Here is a 19,579-nt window from a genome sequence, read left to right as displayed (position 1 = left end):
TCTCAACAAACGTCTGTTTGTCTAATCCGTCTGGGTACATTACTTCTGGAGTCGGTGTAAACACTAGTTCAACGCCTTCGCCTGTTAGTTTACTTAGATCTTCTTCTAACGTACGAGGGTAGTTGTTTAGGTCATCAGTACGATCAAACTGCATTGGATTAACAAAAATGCTTACCACAACAATGTCAGCTAATTCACGAGCCTTCTTTACCAGAGTGAGGTGGCCTTCATGCAGGTTTCCCATTGTCGGTACAAAAGCAATCGTACGTCCATCACGCTTAAACTGTTTAATCTGCTCACGAAGAGCCGCTATTTCAGCAAAAGTTTGCATACTTACTCCTAAGCGATTGTATGAGCTTCATCAGGGAAGCGCGCGCTCTCTACTTCTTCTTTGTATAGAGCTACTGCCTTACGCATATCACCTGTTTCCGCTAGGAAATTCTTAGAGAATTTCGGCATGTAGTTCGCAGAAATACCGAACATGTCATGCATAACCAAGATCTGACCATCAGTAACGTTACCCGCACCGATACCGATAACCGGTACGTCACAAGCTTCTGTAATTCTTTTTGCCAACGAAGCTGGTACACATTCAAGTAATACGATCTGAGCGCCTGCATTTTGTAAAGCTAGCGCATCTGCAACCATTTTATCGGCTTGCTCGTCGTCACGGCCTTGTACTTTGTAACCACCAAAGATGTTCACAGATTGAGGCGTTAAGCCTAAGTGTGCACAAACGGGTACTGCACGCTCTGTTAGCATCTTCACAGTGTCAACCAACCAGCTTCCGCCTTCGATTTTTACCATGTTCGCGCCAGCACGCATTAAAGTTGCAGCACTCTCACAAGCTTGTTCTGGTGTTGCATAGCTCATGAATGGCATGTCAGCCATAAGAAGACAGTTTGGGCTACCTGCGCGAACTGAACGCGTGTGGTAAGCAATGTCTTGAACGGTTACTGGCAACGTATCGTTATGGCCTTGTAGAACCATACCCAGTGAATCACCGACAAGTAGGACGGGCATCTCTTGGCTTTCGAATAATTGAGCAAAGCTCGCATCATAAGCTGTCGACGTCGCGAATTTACGGCCTTCACGTTTGCATTTGATCAGGTCGTTAATGGTTACTTTTTTCATTGGTTTTCCTTAATGCGCCTGGCTATTGTTGCCAAACATTGAGCCCGTTCTTATCAACTAACTTGAGTAAGTCTGTCAGCTCAGTCCCATCAGGGAGTTGTAAACTTGGTGCGATTTCAGCAAGCGGGTAGAGTACAAACTCTCGTTCTTTCATTCCGTAATGAGGAACAATTAAGCGCTCTGAATCGATCACCTCATTGCCGTACAGCACAATGTCGAGGTCCAAGGTTCTTGGCCCCCAACGTTCGTCTTTACGGACACGCCCTTGTTCTAGCTCGATTTTTTGAGTGCAATCAAGTAGCTCAATTGGCGTTAATTCGGTTTGGATAGCGACTACCGCGTTGATGTAGTCAGGTTGGTTTTGTGGCCCCATTGGAGTGCTACTATATAGCTGAGAGGTCGCAATAAACGTTGAACGCGGTAGGTTTTTTAGCGTTTCGATAGCCAAATTTGCTTGGCTAACTGGGTCGGCAAGGTTGCTGCCGACCGCAATATAAGCCGTTATCATTCGGATTGCTTACTTTTTTTATTACGGTAAGTCTTACGGCGACGATGACCTGATTTTGATGGTGCCGCTACGTCGTTAGCCATTGCTTGGCGCATGTTGCGGCCAGCGGTTTGATAGCGCTCCCACCATTTTGCAAGCTCTTTGGTTTCACCACCTTCAATCTCACCACGCATTTCTAGGAAATCGTAGCCAGCGCGGAATTTGTTGAGTTCCATTAAACGAACGGCACGTTTACCGTTGCGGCGAGGCAGTCGCAGTTGCAGTTGCCAAATTTCACGAATGGTTGCAGTGTGACGACGAGGAATCGCAATCGATTTAACTTGCTGATCAAGGATGATATTGCTTGCTTCCATGATCGCATCGTAATGAGCCATACCTTGCTCAGCGACAAGTTTGTCAGCGAGCTTGTTCATTGGGTACCAAAGAATCGCGGCAAACATAAATGCTGGGTTTACTCGCTTACCATCTTCAATACGAAGGTCTGTTGAATCAAGGACCAAATCAAGCATCTGTTCTGTGTGAGAATCGTAACTCTCTGTAAAGTGCTCAGCGATGGATGGAAACATCTGTTGGAACAGGTTGTATTCGCGCATCAAGTGGTAGGTTTCTAAACCGTGGCCTGATTGCAGTAACTTCAGAGACTCTTCGTAAAGGCGTGCTGCTGGGATATCTTTTAGAAGGTGCGCTAACTCTTCGATAGGGTCTGCAGTATCTTCTTCGATATCAAAATCCAGTTTAGCAGCGAAGCGCATTGCTCGTAGCATACGTACTGGATCTTCGCGGTAACGCGTTTCTGGATCGCCAATTAGACGGATCAGCTTATCTTCTAAATCTTCTACACCACCTGCGTAATCGTGGATGCTGTAGTCTGCAATGTTGTAGTACATTGCATTTATAGTGAAGTCACGACGCTCTGCATCTTCATCAACATTACCGTACACGTTATCGCGTAGCAACATGCCTTCTTCCGATTGAGCCGAAACGTTTTTCGATGGTTCCTGGTGGTGACCACGGAAAGTCGCTACTTCAATGATGTCTCGGCCAAACATGATGTGTGCTAATCGAAAACGGCGACCGATAAGGCGACAGTTTCTAAATAGGTGTTTGATTTGTTCTGGCGTTGCGTTGGTAGCAATATCAAAATCTTTTGGCTGAGAGCCTAATAAGATATCGCGTACACCACCACCGACTAAAAACGCGTCAAAACCCGCACCGTTCAGGCGATATAACACTTTTAGTGCGTTGTCACTGATCTGCTTGCGTGAAATATTGTGCTCTTGACGAGTATAAATATTCAGTGCTAATTCGTGGAATCCGCGTTGTTCGCTTGGGGTATTGTCGTTTGTATTCATTAGTTTAGAACAAAGTAGGTATCGCCAACTTTGTTTTTCTCTTAGTCCAAAGTGGTAGTGCAGAGTTTAATTGCGGCTAATAATAACTTAGCGCGAGCCATTTGAGAACATCGTCTGCTTAGCTGCAGCTATTGGTTATGGCATTTTTATGTGTCGCTTTTACTATTTGCCGTGAGTTTCGAGCTAATTACAGTGCTCTTTTTGTAAACTATCAGGTAATTGACTGACGTTCCATTGTTGGCTGCCCCACGTTAAAATCTCATCCATTGAGGCCTCATAAAAAGCTTTAGGTATATCAAAACCTAAGAATTGCATGGCGTTGATTAACGTCGGTTTTGGGTTGTCGATATCGATTGCAGTAGCATGGTTCTGTTTTGACAGTTTATTCCCCAAGCCATCGGTTGCCAATGGTAAGTGCAAGTAATTCACGGTTTTTTGTTTGAGTGTCTTATACAAGCTAATCTGTCGACCTGTCGGTTCTATTAAGTCTGCACCTCTTACTACCTCTGTCACCCCTTGTTCTATGTCATCAAGGACAACCGCGAGGTTATAGGCAAACAGTCCGTCTCTGCGCCTTATAATAAAATCTTCTTCAGCCAATCCTTTAGGGATCTGAATCTGACCGTGTCGAACATCCTGAAAAGATTCTACTGGGAAGTCCATGCACAAACGTACGGCTTGTTCACCGGAATCAATTAAACCAGCATGCCTACAGTGACCATTATAAAATCCGCCTAAGGACTTTATCTGTTTACGGGTGCATTGGCAGTAATAAGCTTGGCCATCAGCGACCCATTGGTCGATTTGTGCCTGATAGAGGTCATGACGCTGGCTTTGATAAACGACTTCGCCATCCCAAAACAGGTGGTAAGCTTCAAGCGTCTTAAGAATCAGGTCTGCAGCGCCGGCCATTTCTCTTGGCGGGTCTAAGTCTTCCATGCGAACCAACCATTGTCCTTGGTTAGATTTCGCTTGAAAGTAGCTACCAAGAGCTGCAACAAGTGATCCAAAATGAAGAGGACCTGACGGTGATGGTGCAAAGCGCCCGATATAATTCATGAGTGAACAACCTAATCTAAATGGTACCGCAGTAGCCGATTCTTAAGACGTTTAACTAGAGCATTAATGTGTAGAACTAAGCTTCAATCTCTATAAACAAGGTTTGATGTATAGAACCAAGGCTTAAAGCTGCTATTTACTATCAAGCGTGTGAAATACTTCGCTTGAATAACAAACAAAAAAGGGAGCCAAAGCTCCCTTTTTTACATCCGCAAGAATTAACCTTGCATCTGTTTCTCTTTGATCTCTGCAAGCGTTTTACAGTCAATACAAAGATCAGCAGTTGGACGAGCTTCAAGGCGACGAATGCCAATCTCGATACCGCAAGAATCACAAAAGCCGAAATCGTCTTCTTCGATCTTGTCTAGTGTCTTCTCGATTTTCTTGATAAGACGACGCTCACGGTCACGGTTACGTAACTCTAAGCTGAATTCTTCTTCTTGAGAAGCACGGTCAACTGGGTCTGGGAAATTCGCTGCTTCGTCCTGCATGTGGTGCACAGTACGATCAACTTCTTCCCTGAGCTGGTTGCGCCAAGCTGCTAAAATTTTTGTAAAATGTTCCGTTTGCTCAGGTGACATGTACTCTTCACCTGGCTTTTCTTGGTACGGTTCAACACCTGCGATGGCTAGGATGCCTAGCGCTTTTTTCTTAGATTCTGGCATACAGCATCTCCTATTTACACCTAGTCAACTGCAAAGCAGCTAATTTTAAGGCGGGTATCTATAGCAGAAAGAACGAATGGTGGCAAATACTCTTATCCAAAGTTGCAATCAATGTGATTAGTTCAGCATCTTTGCTTAGCTATTGATAAATTCAACGGCTTGTTTTAGTTGTATTTGAGTACTGCTGAGCTCTGCTTTATAGCAAAGCACTTCAACTCCAGCGTCTTGTGCTTGTTTTAGTAATAACGAATATTTGGCGTCTATATGGTGTGCCGCAGACACTTTTTCAATACCTGAATGCAAAACAGTGAATAAAAGTACGGCTCTATTTCCAGATTCGACCATTTCTGTGAGTTCACGCAGATGTTTTTGGCCTCGGGTTGTGACTGCATCAGGAAAAAAACCTTGTCCTTCGGTTGACGTTTCTTGCTCGTCGAGCAAAGTGACGCTTTTTACTTCGATATAGCAGAGCGGCTTTTCGCTATCTTCAAGCAGAATATCTATTCGACTATTCTCACTGCCATACTTAACTTCAGTCCGTAACGCGTTGTATCCTAAGAGTTCAACTATAGTCCCATTTTCAATTGCTTCCACTGCAAGCTGGTTTGCCCGCGCAGTATTTACACAAATACGGTGGCCTTTGTCTGTTTCTGAGATCTCCCAGCTGTTTGGGTACTTTCTTTTTGCATTATCTGATGTGGAGTACCACACCGTATTGCCTGGGGTTGCGCATCCCGTCATCGCTCCAGTATTAGCACAGTGAATAGTACGCTCACTGCCGTCTGGAAGTTTTATATCAGTGAGAAAACGTTTATAGCGTTTAATAAGAGTCGCTGGCTCTAATGGGGGATTGAAGTGCATATTACTTATTTAGACAGGTAGGTTTTTATGTACAATGTTGCCAACATTACACCACAAGGTTCTCCCATTGCCACAACTGCCCATAGAAGCTGTGATGCCAGATCTACTCGCTGGCGTACGAACGCACACTCAACTTATTCTAAAGGCCGCTCCCGGTGCGGGTAAGTCAACATTCTTCCCTCTGCAACTAGTTAAGACTAACGCTGTTCAAGGAAAGATCATCATGCTTGAACCGAGGCGTTTGGCTGCAAGGAATATTGCAACTTATTTAGCGAGCCAATTGGGAGAAACGGTGGGTGAAAGCATAGGTTATAGAGTTCGTGGTGAATCTAAAACCAGCAGTTCGACGCGCTTGGAAATCGTTACCGAAGGGATTATGACTCGAATGATCCAAAGCGACCCTGAGTTAACAGGGGTTGATATGGTGATCTTTGATGAGTTTCACGAGCGCAGCATTCATGCCGATACCGCATTGGCGTTTAGTTTAGAGATCCAAGAGGCACTGCGTGACGATCTAAAAGTGGTTGTGATGTCGGCAACCTTAGATCAACAAGCTCTACAAACTTTGCTGCCGAATGCTAAATACGTGGAATCACAAGGTCGAAGTTTCCCTGTCAATTTTCGCTATCAGCCTCTTAACGCAAATGAATATCTAGCCCCTAAAATGGCCAGTGTGATTCGATCTGTGATGGAAAAAGAGTCGGGTTCGCTTTTAGCTTTCTTGCCGGGCGTTTCTGCGATTAAACAGTTGGTATCTCAACTCGAACAACTTGCCGGTGATATCGATGTTTGCCCTTTGTACGGTCAGCTCAGCTTTTCTCAACAGCAGAAAGCGATCTCGCCATCGGTGAAAGGCCGTCGAAAGGTGGTGTTAGCTACCAATATTGCCGAAACCTCTTTGACGATTGAGGGCATTCGCTTGGTGGTGGATTCTGGTTTAGAACGAGTGGCAAAGTTTGATTTAAAAACGGGCATCACTAAGCTTGAGCAAGTGAAAATCTCGCAGTCCTCAGCAGAGCAACGAGCTGGCCGGGCTGGCCGAATTGAAGAGGGCCTGTGTGTTCGTCTGTACAGCGAAACGCAACTTATGCAGCAACCCGCTGTACCAGAACCTGAAATCCTTCATTCCGACCTTTCTTCGTTGGTGGCGGAGTTGACACAATGGGGAGCTGCAAATGCGGATGAACTGCAGTGGCTAGACACTCCACCACAGGCTTCAATTGCGCAAGCTAAACAACTGTTGCAGGGTCTTGAGTTGTTCGATGGTAATGGCCAGTTTACGGCAATGGGGAAGCAGGCACAGCGTTTAGGCTTAGAACCTCGTATCGCTAGCATGCTAATCAAAGCACAGCAAAGCAGCCAACTTTCACTTAACATTGCCATCGTCGCTGCCGCTTTACTTGAGGAACCTGAGCGAAATGTCACTGATATTCAGCATTCATTGCACCGATTTAAGCAAAGAAAACACTCGAAAAACAGTATTGTTATGCAACGAGCGAAAAGCCTCGCTAGCAGACTCAATCATCACTTAGATTTGTCACAACTTGACGAATCATTGCTACCATTAGTGCTTTGTTTTGCATTTCCAGACCGAATTGCTCAGGCGAGAAGCACAACGAGCAGTGCTTTTCTTCTAGCGAACGGTCACGGAGCTGAGGTGCGTGATGATGACCCATTGGCTAACAATGATTATATCGTGGTGATTGACTTGATGCGCAGCACTGGGCGAGCAAGTCAGATCTTCCTCGCAACTGCGATTGATATCGAAAAGTTAGAAGAGGCATTTCCGAAGCTCTTCGTGATTTCTGATTATGCGGATTGGGATGAGAAGCGTGGCCGTTTGGTCGCCGAACAACGAGTGTCATTGGGTAGCCTAATCATCAGCACTAAAGCCTTGCCAGAGCCGGATGCGAATCAGACAAGCAAAGCGCTACTGAATTATATCGCTCGATGTGGTCTTGACCGTTTGAATTGGACAGCTTCAGCGAAGCAGTTTGTTGAGCGCGTGCGTTGTGCTGAACTTTGGATGCCTGAGCATGATTGGCCTGCGATGGATAATGCAAGCTTAGTTGAGCATCTTGATGAGTGGCTTTCGCCGTATTTAAATGGCATTAAGTCAGCTAAAGGGTTGTTGAATGTTTCGGTGGAGCAAGCGCTATCGGCGTATCTTGGGTGGCCTTTGAATCAAGACATCGACCAATGGTTACCAACGAATTACCTAATGCCAACGGGAAGTAAAAAGGCGATTCGATACCAATATCAATCTGAGCCTGTGATCTCAGTACGAATGCAGGAAGTTTTTGGCGAACAAGATTCCCCATTGATAGCTCAAGGGCGTAAAAAGGTGGTTCTGGAATTACTTTCACCTGCACAACGACCATTACAAATCACTCAAGATTTAGCTGGCTTCTGGGCTGGCGCGTACAAAGAAGTGCAAAAAGAGATGAAAGGCCGTTACCCCAAACACCCTTGGCCGGATGACCCTGCTAACCATGTAGCAACCACTAAAACCAAACGACAGTTGAATCGATGATGACCAAAATGTTAACGCCAAAAAAGGCACCACCTAAAAAAGCGCCAGCAAAAAAGTCACCAACGACTAAAGCTAAAACAAGAAAACCGAGAACGGCTACGAAAAAGACCAAATCAAGCGCTAAGAACTCGAGTAAAAGAAGTTGGCTGAAGATTCTATGGGGCATATCTTGGAAAGCGGGCCTAGCGCTAGCAGCATTGCTGCTGTTCGTCGGTATTTATTTGGATTCGGTAGTCAAACAGCGCTTTGAAGGCCAGTTGTTTGACTTGCCAACCGTTGTTTATGCACGAGTGCTGGACTTGTCACCGGGAACTCAGGTTAGCTTGGTACAAGTGAAGAATGAGCTCGATGTTCTTAATTATCGCAAGGTGAATGCGCCTCGTCATCCGGGTGAATACTCTTCTTCATCAACTAAGATTGAAATGATTCGTCGCCCGTTCGAGTTTGTCGATGGGCCAGAAGCGGATCGTCATGTGATGCTGCATTTCAACGGCAACGAACTAACTCGTATCCAGTCGCTAGAGAAGAAAGGCGATATGGGGTACCTGCGTGTTGAACCGAAAATGCTTGGCATGCTTGAGAAAAGTAACGATGAGCAGCGTCTGTTCTTAAAACGCAATCAGTTCCCTGAGGTAATGGTTGATGCGTTATTGGCAACCGAAGACCGAAATTTCTACCAGCACGATGGCGTTTCACCATTGGCGATTGCTCGTGCGATGGTGGTTAATGTTAAGGCGGGTCGAACGGTGCAAGGGGGCAGTACGCTGACTCAACAATTAGCGAAGAACCTGTTCTTATCCAGTGAGCGTACCTTGTGGCGTAAGGTTCGTGAAGCCTATATTGCGTTGATCTTGGATCATCGTTATAGCAAAGATCGTATCTTAGAAGCGTATTTGAACGAGGTTTATCTTGGTCAAAATGGTGGTGAAGCCATTCATGGTTTCGGCTTAGCGTCTCGTTTGTACTTCGGTCAGCCGATTCAAGAGCTGCGAATTGATCAGTTGGCTCTGCTGGTTGGCATGGTCAAAGGCCCTTCGTATTACAACCCCGTTCGCTATCCCGAACGAGCGAAGACTCGACGAGATCTGGTTCTTCGTTTGTTGATGCAACAAGATATTCTTACTCCGCAACAGTACGAAGAAGCGGCGAGCCGTGATTTGGATATTCAAGATAACCCTCGCATAGCCAGTCGTCAGCCAGCTTATTTCCAACAGGTTAATATTGAACTGAAGAGATATGTTGGTGACCGCTTTGAAGCGAAAAAAGGGATACGAGTATTTACATCTTTGGATCCGGTTTCTCAAGATAAGCTAGAGAAGTCGATTGCGCGTAAAGTTCCGGAACTCTCGAAAACAGCGGGTAATAAGCTTGAAGCAGCTGCGATTGCCGTTGATCGAAATACTGGTGAAATCCGAGCAATGGTAGGTGGTAAACGTACTGGCTACGATGGCTTTAACCGAGCCTTGAACGCGAGTCGTCCTATTGGTTCTTTGGTTAAGCCTGCAATCTACTTGACTGCATTAGAACGACCCCAGAAATATACGTTGGCGACGACCTTGATGGATACGCCACTGAGTTTGAAAGGCAGTAAAGGCAGTGTCTGGAGCCCGAGAAACTTCGATCGGAAGTTCCGTGGCGAGGTGCCTTTGTATGTAGCGCTTTCTAAGTCTTACAACGTCCCAACGGTTCGCTTAGGGATGCAGCTAGGGATCGATAGCGTTTCCGATACGATCGGAAAACTGGGTGTCGATAAAAACGAAATTCGCCCAGTGCCATCGATGTTTTTGGGTTCATTCTCATTGACCCCATTTCAGGTAGCGCAGATGTACCAAACGATTACCAACTCTGGCCGTATAGCACCTTTGTCTGCGCTTCGTTCGGTTGTTGATAATGATGGTGAGGTTCTGTATCAATCGATTCCTCGTGTATCGCAAAGTGTTGATCAACAAGCGGCTTGGTTAACGACTTATGCAATGAAGCGAGGGGTGTCGGAAGGCACAGGTCGCTTCTTACAAGGTCAGTTTGCATGGGCAGGTTTGGCCGGTAAAACGGGTACCAGTAATGACAGCCGAGATAGTTGGTTTGTTGGGGTTGATGGCCGTGAAGTGACTACTATTTGGCTAGGGCGTGATGACAATCAACCAACAAAGCTAACCGGTTCTAGTGGTGCGTTACGTGTTTATGCTGATTACTTAAAGCAGAGAACACCTGAACAATTGTTACTGCCGTGGCCAACAGGAGTCGCGACAGCTAGTTTTACCCGAACGTCAGATGGTGCCTTAGAGTTAGACTGTGATGGCGCTGTTAAATTGCCGGTGTGGGATGAGAACGGAAATATTAAGAAGGGCTGTGAAAGTCAACCAAAACAGTGGCTAAAAAAGCTTTTTCAGTGGTAAAGTCGTAACAGAAAAGAATGACAAGGATAGTTTAAATAATGATTTCTCGTTGGTTAGTGAGTAGCTTGAGCATCGCCAGTGCTGTGATCAGTTTTCAGCTGTTTGCTTTTACTGTGACAGACGTTGCTCAATCTCAACAGGCTGAACAAGCCTATAAAAGACCGACGGTTGCTGTAGTACTTGCCGGTGGTGGAGCGAAAGGTGCGGCACATATAGGTGTGCTTAAAGCGCTCGAAGAGATGCAAATTCCAGTCGACTACATTACGGGGACCAGCATGGGGTCTTATGTTGGTGGACTTTATGCGACAGGAATGAGCGCTGACGAGATCGAGAGCTTTATTTATACGGTTGATTGGAATCGCGGCTACCGTGATCGCGTTAATCGTAGTGATCGCCGAGTGCGTGACAAAGAGTATGAAGACCGCTATCAGCTGAACACCGATCTAGGTTTAGGCTGGGGAGAAATCAAAGCAAGAAAAGGCGTGGTTCAAGGTCAGAATATGTTGCGTATTTTGCGTGAAACTACGGGTAACTTATCCCCGCTGGATTCTTTTGACCACCTTGCTATCCCTTACCGTTCTGTTGCTACAGATATTATTAAACTCGAAGAAGTCGTTATCGACCATGGTCATCTTGTTGATGCGATGATGGCAAGTATGTCGGTGCCTGGCGCTTTGCCGCCTTATGAAGTCGATGGGCGAATGCTGGTTGATGGCGGTGTCACCAATAACATGCCGGTTGATGTTGCCAGAGCGATGGGAGCAGATATCGTTATTGCTGTCGATATCAGCTCAAACTACAAAGGTAAGGAAGATTTTACTAATTTTCTAGCCGCCGCCGATCAGCTATCCAACTACCTTGTTCGTCGTAGCACTCAAGAGCAGGCCGAGACGTTAACGGACGACGATGTGTTCCTACGCCCTGATGTTGGGCTAATGGAAACCACTGAATTTGATAAGATGCCGGGCGCCTATCAAGCGGGTTATGATGCCGCGCGCCAATACAGCGCTGAACTTTCTAAGTTATCACTCTCCAATGCAGACTATCAGAAGTATATCGAGCATAAACAACAAGCTCGAAAAAAGCTGAAACACGGTGATCAAACCGTTGTTGATAAGGTTATTATCAACAATAACAGCCACTATTCAGATAAGTTGATAGAGAATCGCTTGAACCTCGATTCAGGGCAGATCCTTAAAACCAGTGAGATTGAATCTCAGGTTAAAGATCTCTACGCATTAGACCGCTTTGAACTGGTCACTTATGAATTTGAAAACGTTGATGGTGAAGATCAACTCGTCGTTGATGTGAATGAGAAATCATGGGGCCCTAATTATCTCAATTTTCGCTTTTACCTTGAAGATGACTTTGCAACTGATAGCCAATATTCAATAGGTATGTCTGCGAACTTCACTGATATCAACTCGCACGGTGCTGAGTTAAGAACGAATCTAGAAATGGGTACTGATAAGCTTATTGAGGCTGAGTTGTTTTCTCCTTTTTTCTCAAGCCAGAAGTTGTTTACCTCGGCGTCGCTTGTTTACAGCAACCAGAAAAGAAATTTACCCGCCGGTGAGGAAGCGATTGAAGAGCCGACCCTCGATGTCACGCAAGATTACTTACCGATGACTTACAGAGAGTATGTGGGTGAACTTGCATTGGGTTACCAACCAACATTGTGGCAAGAGCTTAAAGCAGGTGTTCGTTATACCGACGGTGAAGTTGAGGTTGCTTCATTGCCCTCTCTAGGTAATGGAGGGTATTCACGTATCGGAGGATTCGTTAGTTATCGGTTGGATACCTTAGATAACTTTAGTTTACCGACGGAAGGTTACTTTGTTGATTTAGAGTATCTTGTCTCTCATGATGACTTTGAAAATGACAGTTCTCTTGGGGATTCTGACTTAACCTCTGAGAGTGATACCGTTTACGAGATTTCCGCTAATTTCATGGCGGCACAAAGTATTGAGAAGCATACTTTAGTCGCAAAGCTGGATTTTGGTATGGTAGAAAGCAAAAACTCTGTATTTCCAATTGATCCGAAGGAGCTTGGTGGATTCCTTAATTTATCCGGTATCCCAAGAAATAGCCTGATCGGTCAAAACTTGGCTTATACGAGTCTAATCTATCGTTACAAGTGGTTTGAAAATGATTTCGGCCTCTTTAAATCACCATTCTACGTGGGTGCATCCGTTGAACATGGTGGTGTGTGGTCGAACAATGAACTGAGTCTTGATGAAGCGCCGATGTTCACTGCTGGCTCTGTCTTTGCTGGAGTTGATTCTCCAATAGGGCCGATTATTTTAGCTTACGGTAGAACCGAAAGTAACTACGATTCGGTCTACTTAATTATCGGAACGTCTTACAAATAAACATGCGTGTGATAGCTCTTTTTCCGACTAAATAGGCAAAAATCGTAGGACTTTCGTCTTAACTTGCTATGTTGGTCAAAATGATAAGATTTTAATTTAACGTTAAATTTGCTATTCTACCGCCCACAGTTTGGCCTCTATGACGCCGCTCATCAATACAAATTGAATGACAAAAATGGCAATGGAGAGCCAAGTTTCCAAGGATGTTCACTTCTTTATTTTACTAACAATTATGAAGGGAAGAAGTGGACCGCAATGAGAGGAAAAAAGTCGTGCTTGAAGCCTACCGTAAACACGTCGAAGAACGTGCTGCCGAGGGAGTTGTTCCAAAACCACTAGACGCTGAGCAAGTCGCTGGCCTAGTTGAACTTCTAAAGAACCCACCTCAAGGTGAAGATGAATATATTCTTGACCTACTAGAAAACCGCATTCCACCAGGCGTTGATGAAGCTGCTTATGTAAAAGCTGGCTTTTTAACGGCTATCACGAAAGGTGAAGTAGCTTCTCCACTAGTAAGCAAAGAAAAAGCGGCTCAGCTGCTTGGTACTATGCAAGGTGGCTACAACATCGAACCTCTCGTATCTCTACTCGATGATGCTGAGCTTGCTCCAATCGCTGTTAAAGCGCTTTCTCATACTCTGTTGATGTTCGATGCTTTTTACGACGTAGAAGAGAAAGCGAAAGCAGGTAATACTTCTGCACAACAAGTACTTCAATCTTGGGCTGATGCTGAATGGTTTACTGCTAAAGACAAAGTAGCAGAGAAAATTACCGTTAAAGTATTCAAAGTCACCGGTGAAACCAACACCGATGACCTATCTCCAGCGCCTGATGCCTGGTCGCGTCCAGATATCCCAGTGCACGCAAAAGCGATGCTGAAGATGGAACGTGAAGGCATCACTCCTGACGAACAGGGTAGCGTTGGTCCGATTACTCAAATTGAAGAAATGCAAAAAGATGGCATTCCACTGGCTTATGTTGGTGATGTTGTTGGTACAGGTTCTTCACGTAAATCGGCAACAAACTCAGTGCTTTGGTTTATGGGTGAAGATATCCCATTCGTGCCAAACAAGCGTACTGGCGGTGTTTGTCTAGGTGGTAAAATTGCCCCAATCTTCTACAACACAATGGAAGATTCTGGCGCACTACCAATTGAACTAAACGTACAAGACATGAACATGGGCGATATTATTGATATCTACCCATATGAAGGTGTTGTGCATAAAAACGGTTCTGTGATTTCAAACTTTGAGTTAAGCAAAGTATTGTTAGATGAAGTTCGTGCTGGTGGTCGTATTCCACTGATCATCGGTCGTGGCCTTACAGGTCGCGCTCGTGAGGCTCTAGGCTTAGCTGAAACCGATCTATTTGCTAAACCAATCGACCCTTCTGCTTCTGACAAAGGCTACACGTTAGCTCAGAAGATGGTAGGTAAAGCATGTGGTGTTGAAGGTGTACGTGCTGGTCAGTACTGTGAACCTAAAATGACAACTGTTGGCTCTCAAGATACTACGGGCCCTATGACGCGTGATGAGCTTAAAGATCTTGCATGTCTTGGCTTCTCTGCTGATCTTGTTATGCAGTCTTTCTGTCATACATCGGCATATCCTAAACCAGTTGATGTAAATACTCACCATACGCTGCCTGATTTCATCATGAACCGTGCGGGTGTTTCACTTCGCCCAGGTGATGGTGTTATTCACTCATGGCTAAACCGTATGCTTCTTCCTGATACTGTTGGTACAGGTGGTGACTCGCATACTCGTTTCCCTCTAGGTATTTCGTTCCCTGCGGGTTCTGGTTTGGTCGCATTTGCTGCTGCAACAGGCGTTATGCCTCTTGATATGCCTGAATCTATCTTGGTTCGCTTCAAAGGTGAAATGCAGCCAGGTATCACGCTACGTGACCTAGTACATGCCATTCCTCTTTACGGTATCAAGCAAGGTCTACTAACCGTAGAGAAAGCAGGTAAGATCAACGAATTCTCTGGTCGTGTACTAGAAATTGAAGGTGTTGAGCACCTATCTGTTGAGCAAGCATTTGAGCTTTCTGATGCATCTGCTGAGCGTTCTGCTGCAGGTTGTACTGTTAAGCTATCTCAAGAGTCTATCGATGAGTACTTGAACTCGAATATCGTTATGCTTAAGTGGATGATTGCTGAAGGTTACGGTGATGTACGTACGATTGAGCGTCGTATAACGGCAATGGAAGAGTGGCTAGCGAACCCTGAGTTGCTATCTGCTGATTCAGATGCGGAATACGCTCATGTTATCGAGATCGACCTTGCTGACATCGATCAGCCAATCCTATGTGCACCAAACGATCCAGATGATGCTCGTCTTCTTTCTGACGTTCAAGGTACTGAGATTCAAGAAGTGTTCATCGGTTCTTGTATGACAAATATCGGTCACTTCCGAGCTGCGGGTAAGATGCTAGAAGAGTTTAACGGCTCGCTAAATACTCGCCTATGGGTAGCTCCGCCAACGAAGATGGATAAAGACCAACTGACAGAAGAAGGCTACTACGGCATCTTCGGTCGTGCTGGTGTACGTATCGAAACTCCTGGCTGTTCACTATGTATGGGTAACCAAGCTCGTGTGGCTGATGCTTCGACGGTTATGTCGACGTCAACTCGTAACTTCCCGAACCGCTTAGGTAATGGCGCGAATGTTTACCTGGCTTCTGCTGAGCTTTCTGCGGTTGGCGCGATTCTAGGTCGTATACCAACGAAAGAAGAGTACTTAGAGTACGCTGAGAAGATTAATGCAACCGCTGCAGATACATACCGTTACCTGAACTTCCATAAAATGGGTCAGTACACGGAAAAAGCAGACACTGTTATCTTTCAAGAGCCTGCGTAGCGCTTAATAGATAACAAGTAAGCACTTACTGCTTTTAAGGTACGTGTTAACTGTTAATTCAACGCCTTCTCCATGTGAGAGGGCGTTTTTGTTTGTGCTTTTTGTAAGAGGCACTGTGTCTCGTTAAACAGGCTCGATCTCAAATAGAGTTAGCTATATACTCTCGCCTCATTTTTGCTACTACTTATTTATTGAATCTTCTCTTTATTGGAACTTTGGAGCCGTATGGAATTCGAATTTACTAGAAACACTCTCATGGGTGAATACTATGTGAAATGCAGCATGGGCCATGAAATTGTTGGTCGTTGGCTTCAAGAAGAGATTGGTAAAGATAAGCAAAAGTTAGAGCATGTCATGGCGCTTATTCAGCAGTCTCGCCAAGATCTTAGTAATGAAGTTACACTACTTGGCAAAGAGATCAGCCTTGCGATCAATGAAGATGAAGTCACGATTCAAGAAAATGTGTTAGCGCATGAGCAAGAGATGGAAGAGGGTAGTGAGTTCGATTTTTATAACTGTGAAAGCCAAGCGAGTTGCGGAATTGATGATTTTGAGCTGTTGCTCGAACGCTGGATTGACTTTTTAGGTTATTAGTTATGATTTCTCAGCGATCAGTAACGACTTTTAGGTTATGAATTAGCAATAGTTTCATACTGTAATCATCTCGTTGCCCAAAACTGGAGCAACAATAGCGTTACGCATTAAGATAGTGAAAAGGCCGCACCAATATGGTGCGGCCTTTTTTGTTATTACGCTCTTAATATCTTTATTTTATTTTAAATCAATGACTTAACTTTTTGGCACGCTACTTGGATTGTAATAAGGGAATTAACGGATTTGTGAAGAATTTAAGGAACGAATATGAAATTAATAAATGCCATTGTTAAGCCATTTAAATTAGACGATGTACGTGAAGCGCTCTCTGATGTAGGTATTGAAGGTATGACTGTTTCTGAAGTGAAAGGTTTCGGTCGCCAGAAGGGACACACTGAATTGTATCGTGGTGCAGAGTACCAAGTTGATTTCCTGCCAAAGGTAAAACTAGAGATAGCTACCCAAGCTGAGAATGTTGACCGAGTTGTTGAAGCGATTAGCCAAGCGGCACACACCGGAAAAATCGGCGATGGCAAAATTTTTGTGTATGACCTTAGCCATGCCGTACGAATTCGTACTGGTGAAATGGATGCTGAAGCACTTTAAAGAATTACAAGGACTGGAGACTTTAATATGGAACTTACAACAACAGTAACGGAACTACGTTACGCACTAGACACTTTTTTCTTCCTCATTTCAGGTGCGTTGGTAATGTGGATGGCAGCAGGCTTCGCAATGTTAGAAGCTGGCCTAGTTCGCTCAAAGAACACCACAGAAATTTTAACTAAGAACATCTGTTTGTACGCAATTGCTTGTACTACATTCTTAGTGGTTGGCTACAACATTATGTACGTAGACAATGGTGAAGGTGGTTGGTTACCTTCATTCGGTACTCTAATTGGTACTCAAGGTGAAGGTGCAGACCACTCACTAGAGTCAGACTTCTTCTTCCAAGTAGTATTCGTTGCAACAGCAATGTCTGTAGTATCGGGTGCAGTTGCTGAGCGTATGAAGCTTTGGTCATTCCTGATCTTCTCTGTTGTACTAACAGCGTTCATTTACCCAATGGAAGGTTACTGGACTTGGGGCGGTGGTTTCCTATCAGAAGCAGGCTTCAGTGACTTCGCTGGTTCAGGTATCGTACACATGGCAGGCGCAGCGGCAGCATTAGCAGGTGTTGTACTACTTGGCGCCCGTAAAGGTAAATACGGTAAGAACGGTGAAATCTACCCGATTCCTGGTTCAAACATGCCACTTGCAACGTTAGGTACATTTATCCTTTGGTTCGGTTGGTTCGGTTTCAACGGCGGTTCTCAGTTAATGGTTTCAGACTTTGAGAACGCAACAGCAGTTGGTCAAATCTTCTTAAACACTAACGCAGCAGCAGCAGCGGGCGCAATTGCAGCACTACTAGTATGTAAGACAACATGGGGTAAAGCGGACCTAACAATGATCCTTAACGGTGCGTTAGCTGGTCTAGTTGCAATCACTGCTGACCCTCTATCACCATCACCTCTATTCGCGGTAGCAATCGGTTCGGTATCTGGTGCACTTGTTGTGTTCAGCATCATCGCTCTAGATAAAGCTAAGATTGATGATCCAGTTGGTGCTATCTCTGTGCACGGTGTGTGTGGTTTCTTCGGCCTAATGGCTGTGCCACTAAGCAACGCTGATGCAACATTTGGTGCTCAACTATTAGGTGCTGCAGTAATCTTTGCTTGGGTATTTGGTGCGAGTCTAGCGGTATGGGCTGTGCTTAAAGCGACAATCGGTATTCGTGTAACTGAAGACGAAGAGCTTGAAGGTATGGATATGCATGATTGTGGTGTTGGTGCTTACCCTGAGTTTGTGTCAGTAAAATAATCAGTAATAATAACCTAGCCTGAAAAGGTTAGGTGATAGAAAGAAAGCCCTACAACTTATGGTTGTGGGGTTTTGTTTTATTTACGGTAGAGTAATTGTTAGACACCTTGATGCCAATATAAAGGCTCTGCACTGGTGAGTGCGTGGTTATTCTTGTTGAAATGTTTTGTTACAAAAGTGAAGATTTTAATGGTCTGAGTAGACAGATTTTTTGTCGCTCGTCATTGTAATTATGTTGATGATGAATATAATAACGCAACTGATAGACATTATCATTTCGATATAAAGGATTTTACAATGAAAAAACTGCTAACACTTTCAGCTCTAGCGTGTAGTGTAATTGCCCCGACAGCAATGGCTGCGGAAGAAGTAAACGTATACTCTTACCGTCAACCTTTCCTTGTTGAGCCAATGTTCAAAGAATTCACAAAAGAGACTGGCATTAAAGTAAACGTGAAGTTTGCTAAAAAAGGTTTAGCAGAGAAGTTAGCTCAAGAGGGTGAATACAGCCCAGCTGACGTTGTATTAACTGTCGATATTAGCCGTTTATCTGAGCTAACTAAGCAAGGTCTAGTTCAATCAGTTGAAAGTGATGTACTTGAAAAAAACATCCCTGCCCAGTACCAAGATACTGCTAACGAGTGGTTCGCTCTAACAACTCGTACACGTAGCGTTTACTCTTCACGTGACCGTGTTGGTCGTCTAGGTGAAGAATTCACTTATGAAGATCTAACTAAGCCTGAATTTAAAGGCAAAATCTGTACTCGTAGCGGTAAGCACCCGTACAATGTTTCTCTCGTTTCTTCGATGATTGCTCATAAAGGCGAAGCTGAAACGAAAGAGTGGCTAGAAGGCGTAAAAGCAAATCTAGCACGTAAGCCTCAAGGTAACGACCGTGCACAAGTTAAAGCGATTAAAGAAGGTCTATGTGATGTTGCTCTTGGTAATAGTTACTACCTAGGTAAAATGATTAATGATAAAGAGCAAAAAGCTTGGGCTGACTCTGTTTACATTAACTTCCCTAATCAAGAGACAACGGGTACTCACGTGAATATCTCTGGTATGGCAATGGCTAAATACTCTCCAAACGAAGAGAATGCCGTTAAGCTGATGGAATTCCTATCTGGTAACACTGCACAAAGCATGTACGCAGAAGTGAACTACGAATACCCAGTGAAAGCAGACGTTAAACCTTCTGAGCTTGTTGCTTCGTGGGGTGAGTTCAAAGCAGATACTATTTCTCTAGATGAAATTGCAAACCACCATGCGGCGGCAATCAAGCTATTAGATGAAGTTAAGTTCGATCTATAATTTATTATTGTAGGCTCCGGCCCGCATAAAATTATGACCCCAAGTGGCTATTTTCGGCTCCTTGGGGTTG

15 protein-coding genes are annotated in these 19,579 nt (G+C 44.7%); 8 read left to right on the top strand and 7 right to left on the bottom strand.

Features of this window, described 5'->3' with window-relative positions:
* The 7 genes from IQO02_RS22085 to sfsA all read right to left on the bottom strand — a co-directional run.
* On the bottom strand, window positions 1–331 hold a 331-nt coding region (locus IQO02_RS22085), incomplete at its 3' end, for a pantoate--beta-alanine ligase (protein ID WP_228006018.1).
* A gap of 8 nt (window positions 332–339) precedes the next feature.
* A complete protein-coding gene (panB, locus tag IQO02_RS06955) occupies window positions 340–1,134 on the bottom strand; it encodes a 3-methyl-2-oxobutanoate hydroxymethyltransferase (protein WP_016768218.1) in 795 nt (264 codons plus the stop codon).
* A gap of 22 nt (window positions 1,135–1,156) precedes the next feature.
* Complete coding sequence (folK, locus tag IQO02_RS06950) at window positions 1,157–1,642, bottom strand: 2-amino-4-hydroxy-6-hydroxymethyldihydropteridine diphosphokinase (protein ID WP_016768219.1); 486 nt, start codon at window positions 1,640–1,642, stop codon at window positions 1,157–1,159.
* Complete coding sequence (pcnB, locus tag IQO02_RS06945; RefSeq protein ID WP_010435997.1) at window positions 1,639–2,994, bottom strand: polynucleotide adenylyltransferase PcnB; 1,356 nt, start codon at window positions 2,992–2,994, stop codon at window positions 1,639–1,641. Before pcnB ends, folK begins: the two co-directional genes overlap by 4 nt.
* 183 nt (window positions 2,995–3,177) lie before the next feature.
* A complete protein-coding gene (gene gluQRS / locus IQO02_RS06940; RefSeq protein WP_016768220.1) occupies window positions 3,178–4,053 on the bottom strand; it encodes a tRNA glutamyl-Q(34) synthetase GluQRS in 876 nt (291 codons plus the stop codon).
* Between the two features lie 218 nt (window positions 4,054–4,271).
* Window positions 4,272–4,718 (bottom strand): RNA polymerase-binding protein DksA, encoded by a 447-nt coding sequence (gene dksA, locus IQO02_RS06935; protein ID WP_004738189.1) that lies wholly within the window; start codon window positions 4,716–4,718, stop codon window positions 4,272–4,274.
* A 135-nt stretch (window positions 4,719–4,853) separates the two neighbouring features.
* Window positions 4,854–5,579: a DNA/RNA nuclease SfsA gene (gene sfsA, locus IQO02_RS06930; protein ID WP_010436003.1), complete on the bottom strand. Its 726-nt coding sequence runs from the start codon at window positions 5,577–5,579 to the stop codon at window positions 4,854–4,856.
* 34 nt (window positions 5,580–5,613) lie between these two features.
* Between sfsA and hrpB the strand changes: the two genes are divergently transcribed.
* From hrpB to IQO02_RS06890, 8 genes are all read left to right on the top strand, one after another.
* Window positions 5,614–8,112 (top strand): ATP-dependent helicase HrpB, encoded by a 2,499-nt coding sequence (gene hrpB, locus IQO02_RS06925; RefSeq protein ID WP_081275293.1) that lies wholly within the window; start codon window positions 5,614–5,616, stop codon window positions 8,110–8,112.
* The gene (mrcB, locus tag IQO02_RS06920) at window positions 8,109–10,508 is read left to right on the top strand and encodes a penicillin-binding protein 1B (RefSeq protein ID WP_010436009.1); all 2,400 of its coding nucleotides are present in this window, start codon (window positions 8,109–8,111) and stop codon (window positions 10,506–10,508) included. The genes hrpB and mrcB overlap by 4 nt, the downstream gene beginning before the upstream one ends.
* 38 nt (window positions 10,509–10,546) lie before the next feature.
* Complete coding sequence (locus tag IQO02_RS06915) at window positions 10,547–12,880, top strand: patatin-like phospholipase family protein (protein ID WP_010436011.1); 2,334 nt, start codon at window positions 10,547–10,549, stop codon at window positions 12,878–12,880.
* Between the two features lie 272 nt (window positions 12,881–13,152).
* Window positions 13,153–15,741 (top strand): bifunctional aconitate hydratase 2/2-methylisocitrate dehydratase, encoded by a 2,589-nt coding sequence (acnB, locus tag IQO02_RS06910; RefSeq protein ID WP_010436014.1) that lies wholly within the window; start codon window positions 13,153–13,155, stop codon window positions 15,739–15,741.
* Between the two features lie 225 nt (window positions 15,742–15,966).
* Window positions 15,967–16,335, top strand: coding sequence for a YacL family protein (locus IQO02_RS06905; RefSeq protein WP_016800664.1), 369 nt, complete (start codon window positions 15,967–15,969; stop codon window positions 16,333–16,335).
* A gap of 267 nt (window positions 16,336–16,602) precedes the next feature.
* Window positions 16,603–16,941 carry a P-II family nitrogen regulator gene (gene glnK / locus IQO02_RS06900; protein WP_010436019.1) on the top strand — a complete coding sequence of 113 codons (339 nt, stop codon included), beginning with the start codon at window positions 16,603–16,605 and terminating at the stop codon, window positions 16,939–16,941.
* 27 nt (window positions 16,942–16,968) lie between these two features.
* Window positions 16,969–18,198, top strand: a complete 1,230-nt coding sequence (locus IQO02_RS06895; RefSeq protein WP_010436021.1) for an ammonium transporter — start codon at window positions 16,969–16,971, stop codon at window positions 18,196–18,198.
* A gap of 297 nt (window positions 18,199–18,495) precedes the next feature.
* Complete coding sequence (locus tag IQO02_RS06890) at window positions 18,496–19,509, top strand: Fe(3+) ABC transporter substrate-binding protein (protein WP_010436022.1); 1,014 nt, start codon at window positions 18,496–18,498, stop codon at window positions 19,507–19,509.
* The last annotated feature ends 70 nt before the right edge of the window (window positions 19,510–19,579 follow it).

The organism is Vibrio sp. OPT24 (assembly GCF_015163545.1).
Classification (GTDB): Bacteria; Pseudomonadota; Gammaproteobacteria; order Enterobacterales; family Vibrionaceae; genus Vibrio; species Vibrio cyclitrophicus.
The sequence above is the reverse complement of the archived record's forward strand: the minus strand, read 5'-3'. Positions and strand labels throughout refer to the sequence as shown.